General features: G+C 61.8%; 11 protein-coding genes. 6 read left to right on the top strand and 5 right to left on the bottom strand.

Annotated elements, in window-relative coordinates; translation table 11 throughout:
• Positions 1-197 precede the first annotated feature (197 nt).
• Positions 198-605 (top strand): hypothetical protein, encoded by a 408-nt coding sequence (locus ACREBX_RS10380; protein WP_431561669.1) that lies wholly within the window; start codon positions 198-200, stop codon positions 603-605.
• Between the two features lie 33 nt (positions 606-638).
• Here ACREBX_RS10380 and ACREBX_RS10375 read toward each other — a convergent pair whose 3' ends face one another.
• The gene (locus ACREBX_RS10375; protein ID WP_431561668.1) at positions 639-1,037 is read right to left on the bottom strand and encodes a hypothetical protein; all 399 of its coding nucleotides are present in this window, start codon (positions 1,035-1,037) and stop codon (positions 639-641) included.
• 169 nt (positions 1,038-1,206) lie between these two features.
• Here ACREBX_RS10375 and ACREBX_RS10370 point away from each other — a divergent pair, with 169 nt between their 5' ends.
• Positions 1,207-2,703 carry a BCCT family transporter gene (locus ACREBX_RS10370; RefSeq protein ID WP_431561667.1) on the top strand — a complete coding sequence of 499 codons (1,497 nt, stop codon included), beginning with the start codon at positions 1,207-1,209 and terminating at the stop codon, positions 2,701-2,703.
• A 16-nt stretch (positions 2,704-2,719) separates the two neighbouring features.
• Here ACREBX_RS10370 and ACREBX_RS10365 read toward each other — a convergent pair whose 3' ends face one another.
• Positions 2,720-4,798: a M13 family metallopeptidase gene (locus ACREBX_RS10365; protein WP_431561666.1), complete on the bottom strand. Its 2,079-nt coding sequence runs from the start codon at positions 4,796-4,798 to the stop codon at positions 2,720-2,722.
• Positions 4,799-5,082: 284 nt separating this feature from the next.
• Here ACREBX_RS10365 and uvrA point away from each other — a divergent pair, with 284 nt between their 5' ends.
• From uvrA to ACREBX_RS10350, 3 genes are all read left to right on the top strand, one after another.
• Positions 5,083-7,971, top strand: coding sequence for an excinuclease ABC subunit UvrA (gene uvrA, locus ACREBX_RS10360; RefSeq protein WP_431561665.1), 2,889 nt, complete (start codon positions 5,083-5,085; stop codon positions 7,969-7,971).
• Positions 7,972-8,063: 92 nt separating this feature from the next.
• Positions 8,064-8,819: a hypothetical protein gene (locus ACREBX_RS10355; protein ID WP_431561664.1), complete on the top strand. Its 756-nt coding sequence runs from the start codon at positions 8,064-8,066 to the stop codon at positions 8,817-8,819.
• A 122-nt stretch (positions 8,820-8,941) separates the two neighbouring features.
• On the top strand, positions 8,942-9,412 hold the full coding sequence (locus ACREBX_RS10350) for a nuclear transport factor 2 family protein (protein ID WP_431561663.1): 471 nt from the start codon (positions 8,942-8,944) through the stop codon (positions 9,410-9,412).
• A 1-nt stretch (position 9,413) separates the two neighbouring features.
• Here the strand turns inward: ACREBX_RS10350 and ACREBX_RS10345 are convergent, their stop codons facing one another.
• The 3 genes from ACREBX_RS10345 to ACREBX_RS10335 all read right to left on the bottom strand — a co-directional run bounded on the left by ACREBX_RS10345 (position 9,414) and on the right by ACREBX_RS10335 (position 12,587).
• Positions 9,414-9,962, bottom strand: a complete 549-nt coding sequence (locus ACREBX_RS10345) for a hypothetical protein (RefSeq protein WP_431561662.1) — start codon at positions 9,960-9,962, stop codon at positions 9,414-9,416.
• A 597-nt stretch (positions 9,963-10,559) separates the two neighbouring features.
• Positions 10,560-10,868 (bottom strand): putative quinol monooxygenase, encoded by a 309-nt coding sequence (locus tag ACREBX_RS10340; protein ID WP_431561661.1) that lies wholly within the window; start codon positions 10,866-10,868, stop codon positions 10,560-10,562.
• Between the two features lie 27 nt (positions 10,869-10,895).
• The gene (locus tag ACREBX_RS10335; RefSeq protein WP_431561660.1) at positions 10,896-12,587 is read right to left on the bottom strand and encodes a retron Ec67 family RNA-directed DNA polymerase/endonuclease; all 1,692 of its coding nucleotides are present in this window, start codon (positions 12,585-12,587) and stop codon (positions 10,896-10,898) included.
• Between the two features lie 331 nt (positions 12,588-12,918).
• Between ACREBX_RS10335 and ACREBX_RS10330 the strand changes: the two genes are divergently transcribed.
• Positions 12,919-13,968, top strand: coding sequence for a substrate-binding domain-containing protein (locus ACREBX_RS10330; protein WP_431561659.1), 1,050 nt, complete (start codon positions 12,919-12,921; stop codon positions 13,966-13,968).
• Positions 13,969-14,146 lie beyond the last annotated feature (178 nt).

Raw genomic sequence — 14,146 nt, 5'->3', positions numbered from 1 at the left:
CATGAGAATCGCCTTTGGATCGATCGGGGCGGACAGCCGCTCGATTGACAGACGAAGCGCGTCGATCCGTCGACGAATGGCCGACCGCAGGGCAATATCATGACGCCGGGCTTGCATCCGGCGTATGTTCATGGCCAATTTGACCGATGGCGAGGAAATTATCTTTCGCTGCGAGTCGCCGCACCGGCGCGCGTCTGATGCGTTGGTCGGCGATCGCGCTCGCCGGTGTCACCGGCGGGGCTTTGCTGGGCGAAATGGCCACCGGGACGCGATTGGGTGGCGGAAGCGGCGAGCCGGCATCCTATTCGCGCCTCAGCGCCAATCCCGACGCACTGGCGCCGCAAGGCGGCGGGGCTGCGCCATGCCTCGACTGCGCGGACAGCTACGGCGTCGCGATACGGCTGCGGGCGCATCGCGACGACCAGATAAGTGATGACGCTTTTCGTGAACTGGGGACGGTCGACGTCGATCCGCCGATCCTGGCCGATGCGAGCGACGACTATCGGTACGGCGGCCGCTTTCCCGATCCGGCCACCGGCGCAGCGGAGATGGACGAAGACCCGCTCGCCGACATGCCGGCGGGCGACCCCCGCCCCCCGACATGACAGCAGCACCGGTGCCCGCAGAATATTGACGCCTTAGCGCGGCGGCGTTGTCGGCGCGGCACAGCGGGTCGTGTCGCCGGCCTTGCATGCAGCGGCGTCGGCTTCCCATTTCATCCGCTCTTCGGCCGACATTGCGGCGACGCGCGCTTTCTCGGCCTCATAAGTGGCGGTTTCCTCTGTGAACACCGTCTGGTCGTGCGCAACCTGCTGCTGCGCAGCGGATACTTCCTGCGCGTAGGTCGTGTTGTCGGCCTTGGCGCGCGCCGCCTGTTCGGCATTGAGCCGCGCCGTGTTCGACCGTTCTTCGGGCGTAGTGCCGTCCTTGGCCGGTTTCGACGCCGTCGTCGTATCGGTCTGCGTCTGGAAAGCCACAGCCTGACCCGAGGCGAGCAGCGCAAGCGCGGCGGTGGCCGCCATCAAATTTCTGGTCATCGAAGCTTCTCCTTCACATCCACATCTCTGCCGATCCAACGCTTTGCCCGATGGGCCGTTCCCGCCCCGAATTGACCTTGAGCGGGGCAAACGTCATGCTGATCATTCTGACCATGTCCGATCGGCCGATCATTTGCCAGCGTCTCCGAAGCATCCCCTCAATCGCCCGGTGTTTTTCACGCCCCTCGCGGTGCTTCTCGCCGCCGTCATCCTCAGCCTCTGGCAGGGGCCCGCTGTCGTCGCGGCCGAGACGGCGATCAACGACTGGATATTGAGCAATTTTTCGCCGCTCTTCGCGTGGGCGGGGATCGGCTTTCTCGCCCTTCTGGCCGGCATTGCTGTTTCGCCCCTCGGCGGGCGGGTCATCGGCGGACCGTCCGCGAAACCCATTTTGACCCGATGGCGTTGGTTCGCGGTGACGCTTTGCACGACGATCGCCACCGGCATCCTCTTCTGGGGCGCCGCCGAACCGCTCTTCCACCTCAATGACCCACCCGCGATGCTGGGGCTCGAACCGGGCAGCGATGCGGCGGCGACCTTCGCCATGTCGACGATGTTCCTGCATTGGACGTTGACGCCCTACGCCATCTATACCGTTGCGGGCCTCGCCTTCGCGCTTGTCTACTATAACCGCAGCGAACCCTTCAGCCTGTCGTCGCTGTTCGTTCCGCTGATCGGTCAGCGCGCGCATGGCCCCGTCGGGACCGGGATCGACATCGTCTGCCTCTACGCGCTGGTCGCGGGAATGGCGGCGTCGCTCGGCGCCGGTTTGCTCGCGCTCGCGGGCGGGGTCGAGGGGATCGGCGGCTTCGATGGCGGCGCGCCGCTACGTTGGGCGATCGCAGCGGCGATCGTCGCCAGTTTCCTGATTTCCGCCGCCACGGGGCTGCAAAAGGGTATCGCGGGTCTTTCGGTGCTCAACACCTGGCTGTTCTTCGCGATCATCGCCTTTGTCCTGATTGCGGGTCCGACCGCCGAGATGCTCGGCCTGTCGCTGCACGGCGCGGCCGATTATTTCCAGACCTTCATCCCGCGCAACCTCGGCCTCGACGTCGATACCGGCTGGCATCGGCAATGGACGATTTTCAACTGGGCCAACTGGTTCGCCTGGGCGCCGGTGACCGCGCTGTTCCTCGGCCGCCTTGCGGTCGGATACAGCGTCCGCGCCTTCATCCTGTACAATCTGATCCTGCCGTCGCTGTTCGGTGCGGTGTGGATGACGGCGATCGCCGGCGCGACGATCGCGTTCGATCAGCAGAGCGGCGCCAGCCTTTACGCCGTCCTGACCGCGCAAGGCCCCGATCCGGTGCTGTTCCGGCTGTTCAGCGCGCTCGGCGGTGGCTCCGTCGTGGCGGCGATTGTGCTGTTCGCGATCTTCCTCTCTTATGTGGCGGGCGCCGACGCCAATGTTTCGGCGATGAGCGCGCTGTCGACGCATGGCATCTCGCCTGACGCGCCCGAAGCACCGCTCTGGGTTCAGGGAGTGTGGGGCATCACCGTCGGCCTGGTCGCGATCGTTCTGGTCGCCGGCGGCGGTATCGACGGCATCCGCATGATGTCGGTGCTGGGCGGCTTCCCCGCGCTGTTCGTCATTGTCGGCGCGGCGTTGTCGCTGGCCGTGATGGCGGTACGGGGACGACACAAGGCCGCCCCCGCCCAATCCTGAGAAAGGGGTCTCAGGACTACCAGATCCGCGTGCGATGCTCGGGCTTCAGATAATATTTGGCGCCTGCGGCGACGCTAAACGCCTTATACCACGCATCGACGTTGCGCACAGGCCCGATGATGCGCCAGCGCGCCGGGCTGTGCGGATCGCTCGCGACCTGCTGCTTGATCGCATCCTCGCGCTGCTTGGTCCGCCAGGCTTGCGCAAAGGCGAGGAAGAAGCGCTGGTCGCCGGTCAGCCCGTCGATCACCGGCGCGGGCTTGCCGCCCAGCGACCGGCGATAGGCGTCATAAGCGACCTCCAGCCCCGCAAGGTCGGCGATATTCTCGCCCATCGTGAGTTCGGGGTTGATGAATGACCCCGGCGCCGCTTCATAAGTCGCATATTGCGCGCCGAACGCCTTCGCCTGCGCATCGAAGCGCGCCGCATCCTCGGCGGTCCACCAGTCACGCACCGCGCCTTCGGCGTCGATCTTGCGGCCCTGATCGTCGAAACCGTGGGTGATCTCGTGGCCGATCACCGCGCCGATGGCGCCATAATTGACCGCGTCGTCGACGCTCTCGCTGAAATAAGGCGCCTGAAGGATGCCGGCCGGGAACACGATCTTGTTCTCCAGCCCGCCGTTATAGGCGTTCACTTCCTGCGGGTTCATCGACCATTTCTTGCGGTCGACGGGCTTGCCCAGGTCCGACAGCGCATAGGCATATTCGAACGCCGCGCTGCGCTTCACATTGCCGTAGAGGTCGGCGGGGTCGATCTTCAGCCCCGAATAGTCGCGCCATTTGTCGGGATAGCCGACCATCACGTCCATCTTCGCGAGCTTCGCCAGCGCGGCTTCCTTGGTCGCGGGCGCCATCCAGCCGTTGTTCCGGATGCGGTCGCCCATCGCGAGTTTCAGGTTGGTGACCAGCACCTCCATCTTCGCCTTCGCGCTCGCCGGGAAATATTGCTTCGAATAGGTTTCGCCGACGAGTTCGCCGAGGCTGCCATCGACCAACGTCAGCCCGCGTTTCCAGCGCGGGCGGAGTTCGCCAACACCGCTCAGCGCCTTGGTATATTCGAAGCGGCTGTCGACAAACGCCTTGGACAGATAGGGCGCCCCATTGTCGGCGACGTGGAACTGCTGCCACAGCTTGATCGTGTCGAGCGGCGTCTTGGCATAGAGTGCTGCGATGTCGCGGATCGCGCTGTTCTCGTTGACGATGATGCGCTTTTGCGGCTCGATGCCCGAGCCTTCGAACCAAGCCTTCCAGTCGAGCCCGGGCGCATAGGCGGCGAGTTCTTCCGCCGACATCGGGTTGTTGATCTTGCCGATGTCGCGGCGGTCGGCGATTGCCCAGCTGACCTTCGCAATCTCGGTTTCGAATGCCATGATAGCATCGGCCGCCTTTTCGGGGTCGGCATTGCCCGCCATCTTCATCGTCCGCGCGATATAGGCGCGGTACGCGTCGCGCTGCGGCTTGAAACTGTCGCTCAGATAATAGTCGCGCTCGGGAAGTCCCAATCCCCCCTGCCCCAGCCACAGGACGTTAACGGTCGGATCGGCGGTATCGGCATAGGGACCGCCGCCGACGATCGTCGACCCGAAGGTGCCCTGGGTGGCGCCCATGAAGCGCGCCATTTCGCTCTTGTCCTTGATCGCCGCGACCGCAGCGATGTCGGCCATCAGCGGCTTGGCCGCGAGTGTTTCGACGCGCGCCTCGTCCATGAAGCTTTGATAGAGCCCGCCAACCTGGCTCTCCGCGCGCGCACCCGCAACGACCGCGCGGAGCTGGCGCTGGGTCAGGTTATAAACGTCGTAATCGACGCCCGCCGATGCCTGGTCCGACGGAATCTCGGTCCGCGCGAACCAGCTGCCATTGGCATAGCGGTCGAAATCGTCGCCGGGCTTTACCGACGGATCGCGCGCGTCGAGATCTACGCCCCATTTACCAAAGGTCAGCGCTTTCAGCGATCCACTCTCGGTGCCGCCCGCCGCTTCGTCGGCTACCGCAGTCAACGGTGCGGACGGCGTTCCTTCCGTTGCCAGCGCCGGTACGCCAACCAAGACGGCGGCAATCGCAAGGCTCGCAACCCCTCCAAAAAATTTCCTCATTCCCCAGTCTCCTGATCTTCCCCGCACCGCCCCGCGGAAACGGTGGTTCATACCGACTTGTCCGCCCGTGACGCCAAGCGGTCAACAAGCGATACGACGCTTGGTCGAAGTCTTTGGGAAGTTGGTGGAAAGGGCACAACATCCCGCCTTGCATTGCGGTGCAGCTCTTACCGCCCTATCTAATGTGCAACCGCGCAAAACCGCACTTGCGCCCATAGAACAAATCTGGAACAAACCCCTCCCATGAGTCTCACCCATATTTCCCGTCAGCATGGGTTTTCCCAATGCTGACCCACATCAAAGTTCGCGGCGCGCGCGAGCATAATCTCAAGGGCGTCGACGTCGACCTGCCGCGCGATGCGCTGATCGTCATCACCGGCCTGTCGGGCAGCGGCAAATCGTCGCTCGCGTTCGACACCATCTATGCCGAGGGTCAGCGGCGTTATGTCGAGAGCCTGTCGGCTTACGCGCGCCAGTTCCTCGAGATGATGCAAAAGCCCGACGTCGAGCATATCGACGGGCTGTCGCCGGCGATCAGCATCGAGCAGAAGACGACATCGCGGAACCCACGCTCGACCGTCGCCACCGTCACCGAAATCTACGACTATATGCGCCTGCTATGGGCGCGCGTCGGCATTCCCTATTCGCCTACGACGGGCGAGCCGATTTCGGCGCAGACGGTCACCGACATGGTCGACCGCGTGATGGCGTTGCCCGAGGGCACGCGCGCCTATCTGCTCGCCCCCGTCGTGCGCGGGCGCAAGGGCGAGTATAAGAAGGAACTCGCGCAATGGCAGAAGGACGGCTTCACGCGCGTCCGCATCGACGGAGAATTCTACGAGATCGGCGAGGCGCCGACGCTGGACAAGAAATACAAGCATGACATCGAGGTGGTGGTCGACCGTATCGCGGTGCGCGAGGGCCTCGGCACGCGGCTCGCCGACAGCTTCGAGACCGCGCTGAAGCTCGCCGAAGGGCTTGCCTATGTCGATCTCGCCGACGGCCCCGTGCCCGGACGCGAAGAGGAAGACACCGGCGGCGCGATGAAGGGCGCGGGCATTCCCGCGAACCGGCTGATCTTCTCCGAGAAATTCGCCTGCCCCGTCTCGGGCTTCACGATCGCCGAGATCGAACCACGACTGTTCAGCTTCAACGCGCCGCAGGGTGCGTGCCCCGCGTGCGACGGGCTTGGCGAACGGCAGGAGTTTGATCCCGACCTCGTCGTCCCCAATCATGCGCTGTCCCTGAAAAAGGGCGCGGTTGTGCCATGGGCGAAATCGAACCCGCCCTCGCCTTATTATATGCAGGTGCTCGAAAGCCTGGGCAAAGCCTATGGTTTCGACCTGACGACGCCGTGGCAGGATTTGCCCGGCGAGGTGCAGTTGATCATCCTTTATGGCAGTGGCGGCAAACCCGTCGAGCTTACCTTCAAGGACGGCAAACGCAGTTACACGACGCACAAGGCGTTCGAGGGGGTGATCGGCAACCTCAACCGCCGCCTGCTCCAGACCGAAAGCGCGTGGATGCGCGAGGAATTGAGCAAATATCAGGCGCCGCATCCGTGCGAGACGTGCCACGGCGCGCGCCTGCGCCCCGAACCGCTCGCGGTGAAGATTGCGGGCGAGGACATCAGCATGTCGGCGCAGCGGTCGGTCGCCGACGCGCTGGGCTGGTTCAGTACGCTCGACGAGAAACTGAACGACACGCAGCGCCAGATCGCCAAGGCGATCCTGAAAGAGATCAACGAGCGGCTCGGCTTCCTCAACAATGTCGGGCTCGACTATCTGAACCTCAACCGCACCTCGGGCACGCTGTCCGGCGGCGAGAGCCAGCGCATCCGCCTCGCCTCGCAGATCGGCAGCGGGCTGTCGGGCGTGCTCTACGTCCTCGACGAGCCGTCGATCGGCCTGCACCAGCGCGACAACGACCGGCTGCTCGCGACACTCAAGCGCCTCCGCGATCTCGGCAACACCGTCATCGTCGTCGAGCATGACGAGGATGCGATCCGCCATGCCGATTATGTCGTCGACATGGGCCCCGGCGCGGGGCTGCACGGCGGCGAGATCGTTGCCGAGGGCACGCTCGAACAGGTGCTCGCGAACAAGAACAGCCTGACCGCCGCCTATCTCACCGGCGCGAAGAAGATCGAAGTGCCGAAGCACCGCCGCAAGGGCAATGGCTTCGACCTCGTGCTCAAGGGCGCGCGCGCGAACAATCTCCAGAATGTCACCGCGAAGATCCCGCTCGGCACCTTCACCTGCGTCACCGGCCTGTCGGGCAGCGGCAAGTCGAGCCTGATCATCGACACGCTTTACGCCAGCGCCGCGCGCGTGCTCAACGGTGCGCGGATGATCGCGGGGCCGCACGACAGCCTGAAGGGGCTGGAGCATTGCGACAAAGTCATCGACATCGACCAGTCGCCGATCGGCCGAACCCCGCGGTCGAACCCTGCGACATATACCGGCGCCTTCACGATCATCCGCGACTGGTTCGCGGGGCTGCCCGAAAGCCAGGCGCGCGGTTACAAGCCCGGGCGCTTCAGCTTCAACGTCAAGGGCGGGCGGTGTGAGACCTGCACCGGCGACGGCCTCATCAAGATCGAGATGCACTTCCTGCCCGACGTCTATGTGACGTGCGAGACGTGCCACGGCAAACGCTACAACCGCGAAACGCTCGAGGTGAAGTTCAAGGGCCACAGCATCGCCGACGTGCTCGACATGACGGTCGAAGATGCGGCGGAATTCTTCAAGGCGGTGCCGTCGATCCGCGAGAAGATGGCGATGCTCGTCCGCGTGGGCTTGGGATACATCAAGGTCGGTCAGCAGGCGACGACGCTGTCGGGCGGCGAGGCGCAGCGCGTCAAGCTCGCCAAAGAATTGTCGCGGCGCTCGACCGGACAGACGCTGTACATCCTCGACGAGCCGACCACCGGGCTGCATTTCGAGGATGTCCGCAAGCTGCTCGAAGTGCTGCAGGCGCTCGTCGATCAGGGCAACAGCGTGATCGTGATCGAGCATAATCTGGATGTCATCAAGACCGCCGATTACATCCTCGACCTTGGCCCCGAAGGCGGGGTCAAGGGCGGCGAAATCGTCGCGGCGGGCACCCCCGAGCACGTGGTGAAGGAGAAGCGCAGCTTCACCGGCCAGTATCTGGCGCCATTGTTGAAGTAGTTGCCGCGCCCCCCGGTAGCGGCCCGATTGACAAGGCACTGACAGCCTTGCAAATAACTTCCGGCCGCACTCTGCGGCTTGGGGGAAAATGAATGAATTACCTGAGGGGCGCGGCCGCTTTTGCGGTCTCTTTTACCATGCTTTCGATTTCGGTTCAGGCGCAGGAAGCCGCGGCACCAGCCGCCGCGGCCGAGCCCGCCGCCGTCGCCGAACCTGCCGCCACGCCGGCTTCAATCCCGGCCGTCGTCGCCGCACCCACGCTCGCCGTCGCGGCGCCGGCGCCCGGCCTGATGCTGCCATCCTATACCGAAGTGATCCTGACGCCCGATGCCGAGGCGAGCAGCAAGAAATTGCGCGAGGGGCATACGGTGCCGATGCACACCGTCTTTGACGTGATGCACAATGGCGTCGTCGTGATCCCGAAGGGCACGCGCGGCATGGGCACGGTGACCTGGCGCACCGGCAAGGGCGCGTTCGGCAAGTCGGCGAAGATGGAGGTCACCTTCAACGAACTGACGCTGCCCAACGGCCACCGCCTGCCGCTGGCGGGCATGCACCGGCAGGAAGGCGAAGGGAACACCGGCGCCGCGGTCGGCGCGGCGATCGCGGTCGGCGTGTTCGGCGCGTTCGTCACCGGCAGGTCGGCGATCATCCCGAACGGCCAGCATCTGATGGCGCGGACGAACGAGACGCTGGCCTATTCGATCCCGGCGGGCGCAGTGGTCATCCCGACCGCGCAGCTGGCCCCCGCCGCCAGCGTTGCGGTGGTGACGCCCGCCGCCGTGGTGGCGCCCGCAGCCGAAGCCCCGGCCGCGCCCGTGGCCGGCAGCACCCCGACCACCGACTGAACGCGCCGAAGGACGGGGGTCCCGAACGACATTTCGGGGCCCTCTTCCTTCGCGACTCCCGCTGGATAAACCGCGCCGGGACGGCTAGGCTACGCGCATGATTTGCGGCGGAGTTTCATGCGATGCCTATCGATCCTGTACGCCTTGCCCTTCCCTTCATCGCGGCGCTGCTGGCGGCGGGACCCGCATTGGCGGCGCCCGCCCCGTCTTCGCCCGACCCGTCTTCGCCCGCCCCATCTTCGCCCGAAGCCGCGCTCGAAGCCTATGTCGACGGGCTGCGCACGGGGCAGGTCGCGCGCCTGCAGGCGCTGTTCCTGCCCGACGGGCAATTCTGCACGCTGGCCGAAGACGGCGCGGCGGCGCCAGTCGATTGCAAGCGCTTCGCCGAGGTACTCGGCGGCTGGACGGCGCAGCCCGATCCCGCCGCGACCGGGCGCGTTCTCGACCGCCGCGACGCGACGCCGTCGATGAGCGCGGTCACCTATGAACTGCATTTCGGCGGCGACCGGTACGTCGACCAGCTCCTGCTCTATCGCACCGATGCCGGGTGGCGCGTCGTCGCCAAGACCACCGCGATCACCGCGGTCCGGTAAATCAATGCCATACCGCCGAGAGCGGGTAGAGCGCGATCAGCCAGACGAGGCAGGCACACACGACGCGCCGGTCCTTTGCCGCGATTGCGAGCAGTGCGACGGGGAAAAAGCTCCAGGTGACCACGATGTTGCGCGGATCGAACGGCGGCGATTTCGCGAGCGCCACAAGGGTGGCGAGCAGCGCGACGTTGCAGAGCAGGATTCCGCCGAGGACCTTGCGATAATGTTTGTCGAAATGGGCGCCCAGGTCTCCCCACGCCTCGGCATCGTCGGGAAAGACAAGGCTCGCGGCGATGAAATAGATGGCGGTGACGAGGAAGCCGCCGAACAGCACCGGCCAGTTCAGCGGCAACAGGTCGCGCAAGGACCAGCCGTACATCCAGAAGGTGACGACGTCGCCCGACACGAACAGCCCGAGCAGCGCGGTCGGCCAGCCGACGCGGACACGGTGGCTGGCCTTCAGCGCCTTCGCCAGCCCGCCGAGGCCCTCGGCGAGCGCGAGGCCGAGGATCAGCCCGAACAGCGAAAAGATGAATTCGAACCCGCTCATATGCCCCCCGCATGTGCCCCGCCGATGCTGTGGCAAAAAGCGGTGCGGCGGACAAGCCGGGGACGCGCGGAACTTGTCAAACTTGTCACCTCTACACACGCGAGAACAGCGACTTGCGGATGGAGCGAGGCGGGGTGAGGAAACCGGCGATGCGAAAGAGCGGCAAGGAGGCTTGCACGACCGGACAATGTAGGAAAGCGGCTTTTTTCCGAAGCCCCTCCCCGCCCGCCGCCTCGTCCCCCCGGACTTGATCGGCGATTATCCCCTTGCGACATGCAAGCGGCTGTTCGAAAGGGACAGTCACCGACTTGATCCAGGGTCTATCGACGTCGCGCAAATGGATGCCGCATCAAGTCCGGCATGACGAAAGATGGGAAAGCCCCCGCTTGCGGGAGGGGTTTGGGGTGGGCCAGCACCGTTCCAGATGCCCACCCCGCTGCGACTAGCGAGCAAGCTCGCAAGTCTATCTGGTACGTGAGCACCGGAAGCACGGGAAATTGCCATTTGCAGACCGCCATGGGCTGAATGTCGATTGGTCCTAGCGAGCAAGCTCGCAAGTCTCAATGCCCCTCCCGCAAGCAGGAGGGGAGAACAGCCCTATCCCATCAGCTTTGCGGTGACATCCTCACCCGCAAAGATGCGGATCACCGGCGGCTGCGGCGACAGCGCGCGCATTTCGGCGACGAAGGCGGCGGATTCGGGCACCGCGAAATGGGCGCGCACCGCGTCGATGCTCTCCCAATGTTCGACAAAGACGAGGCGCATTTCGTTCTCGACATCGACATAGCAATTATGCGCCAGACACCCCGGCTCGTCGCGCGACCGCGCGCTATGCTCGGCGCCGAGCGCGATCATGCGGTCGCGATGCTCGGGGGTGAGGATGACGTGGCCGGTGATGAGGATCATTGCGTCTTCACAGGAAGCGTACCCATACTAACTTAGAGCTTTCGACATTCGGTCAGAAACTTTGTCAAACTTCGAAAAATCCAATACATCTCGCTGATCATAGACTCGGTGTGAAAAAACAATTTTTCCAAAGTGCTTAGTAACGTCAAAATCGTCTTTTGGACTAAAGGTTTTTCCGCTTTGCAAATCCTTTTTTGCATCACTCGGAAGAAAACCCTCGACGCATGTCTTCTTTTTATTGCCAATATGCGGGGTTTTAACGATCTTAATGAAACGATCAATTTCCACATAGTCGTCGTTGTTATCCGATAACACCTCTTTGGAGAAAACGGATTTACACGTTTCTGTTATCGGTTTCAGACCGTCGTCATTGTCCAAAAGCACCAGAACTTTCCTGCGCGGAACAGCCTTACCCAAACGTGGCAAAAGCTCTCCAAGCCACTTGAGAGCGAACGCCACCCCCGACGTGCCACCCGTCAATCCCAGGATTTTCGATGGCCGCTTAGGGAAGCGATAGAAGTCCACCAAAATATCACGATCGTCCGGCAACGATACATTGACTAAGTTTGCCAAAGAGGAATTTCGAGATTTCAAGTACGCCGTGATGTAAATTACATCACTTTCTCCCTCCGTAACAATTATTGGCCTGTCTCCATTGACAAAATACTTGTATACAAGAAAATCTCTGTAAGTTTTTCTAACTGAAGTAGGTTTAAAGAATTTCGCGCTGTCCGTCCTATTATCGCCCCTGTTTCCGACGTCAAAACAGAAGTTTATCCTTCCCTCGATGAGGCTCATCGCATTCTTTTTATCAACCTCCCCGTCGCCGCAGCTGTCTCCATACGGATCGCAGAATTCTTTGATTACAACATCGCGTCCAGCCAGAAGACGATGTATGTTAGACCTAACAAGCCTAAAATACTCTCTATCCACGTTGACTTTCTTGTTTACAATTAGCCCTGTAACCATTTGCTTGCTTCGGCGATAAGACATTCTCGTCTTGGTATCGTTTAAACTGAACCACGCCCTCTTTATGCTCAACAAAAGATCCTCGCCGGGCAACCAGCCATCGGAAACCTCGTCGTGACAGGCTATCGCAGCAGGAAAATCCCGCAAATTTGTAGAAAAAGTGATATCATCGGCGTACCTAGAATATGTGCATTTGTGCTCCGCCGCCAAGGTTCGCAGTCGGTAGTCCAATGATCCCGACACCAGATTCGCCATCATTGGCGATGTAGGAGCGCCCTGTGGAAGACGACTATCAAAACAGACAATCTGGGAAATCATTGTTGCGATTTCTGGATTCAATAGAAAGTTCTTGTTTTTCTGCAAGAAATTCCAGACGCGACCATAATTTATTGAATCGAAATAATTTTCTATATCAACATTAAAAACCCACCGCCGATTTACATGACGCTTGGCATTTTCATATATATTCAAATCAGGTACAAATCCAAAGTTTACGGGATATTTCATTCCTCCGTGAATTTGACTATAGCAAGAAGTCAAAATCTCTAACAGACTTTTTTGTATAGCTTTTAAAGTTGAGTTTGGAGAGAAAATCTCTCTTGATTTTCCGTTTTTTTTGCTAATGCAAATTTTTGTATATTTTTCGGAGTCAGATGCGACATTAATCTGATAGGTTATCGTCTTCAGCTTGAATCCCAAGAGGTGAGCCAAGTCACGCTTGTCCTTGCAAGCCTTTAGATCAATTAACATGGACCTGTGAGCACTCTCATGCGATTCCGATGAATCCGCATCGATTGTCCTATTCGGATCATCATTGTCGATTTATCCAGTAGCAAGAAATCCTCGCGTACTATTCAACTGCCGCGAAACTTCAGCAGAAGGTTCTGCTCACAGGTCCTTATTCCTTGGTCGCATTTTTAGCTTGTTTGTCAAGCAGTCGATGAAGCGATCCAGCGTCAGTGACACTTATATGACACTCCCTGTCACAAACACGTCACACACATCCCCCATTGGCCACTCAGCGAGTCGCCGCGGGGGTGGTGGCTTGGATCGGTAACGACCCCCACCACAGGATCATCCCATGCTGCAGAAATTCGCCCTTATCGCCGGTGCCGCGACGTGCGCGCTGGCGCTTTCCGCGTGCCAGGATCAGGCGTCTTCGGGCGGCGGTGCGCGTGATTATATCAGCGCGGTCGGTTCCTCGACCGTCTATCCCTTTGCGACCGCGGTCGGCGAAAAGTTCGCCGAAGCGACGGGCAACAAGACCCCCAAGATCGACAGCACGGGCACCGGCGGCGGCTTTGAGCGTTTCTGCTCGGGCGTCGGCGGCGACACCCCCGACATCGCGAACGCATCGCGCCGCATCAAGAAGAAGGAATTCGACACCTGCGCCGCGAACGGCGTCAAGGACATCGTCGAAATCCAGGTCGGCATCGACGGCATCGCGCTGGGCGAAGCGCAGCGCGGCCCCGGCTTCAAGCTGTCGGAAGAAGATGTCTACAAGGCGCTGGCGGCGAACCCCTATGGCAAGCCCAATACCGCGAAGACGTGGAAGGACGTGAACGCGGCTCTCCCTGCCGTCGCGATCTCGGTCTTTGGCCCGCCGTCGACCAGCGGCACCTATGATGCGTTCAAGGAACTGATCCTCGGCAAGGGCTGCGACGCCAATGCGGAGATGAAGGCGCTGAAGGACAGCGACAAGGAAAAGCACGAGGCGACCTGCACCACGCTGCGCGGCGCGCCCTTCTATGTCGAGCAGGGCGAGAATGATAACCTCATCATCTCGAAGCTCGACAAGAACCCGACCAGCCTCGGCATCTTTGGCTTCAGCTATCTCGATGCGAACAAGGACAAGATCAAGGCGGTCCCGGTGCAGGGCGTGTCGCCGACTTACGCGGCGATCGCCGACGGCAGCTATCCCGGTTCGCGTCCGCTGTTCATCTATGTGAAGAAGGCGCATGTCGGCGTCGTCCCCGGCCTCGCCGAATATGTCGCCGAGTTCCTGAAGGGCGCGGGCGAAGGCGGTTATCTGGCCGCCAAGGGCCTGATCGTGTCGCCGAAGGACATCGCGGCGACCGCCGCGGCGAACGGCAAGGGCATGACTGTGCTCGACGGTTCGGTGCTGAAGTAAGTTTCCTCTCGCTCGTGGCCGAGCGGGTTCGCCTGATCCGGCCACCGTCTTTTTGAGATCGTCATTGCGAGGAGCGCAGCGACGCGGCAATCCAGGCGATCACCCGCCGAGACGCACGATGGATCGCCACGCCGCTGCGCGGCTCGCGATGACAAATGTGAAATGACGATGGCAAGGT

It is taken from the genome of Sphingopyxis sp., assembly GCF_050725655.1.
GTDB lineage: Bacteria > Pseudomonadota > Alphaproteobacteria > Sphingomonadales > Sphingomonadaceae > Sphingopyxis.
Note: the sequence above shows the minus strand (reverse complement) of the source record. Positions and strands in the feature narration are given on the sequence as shown.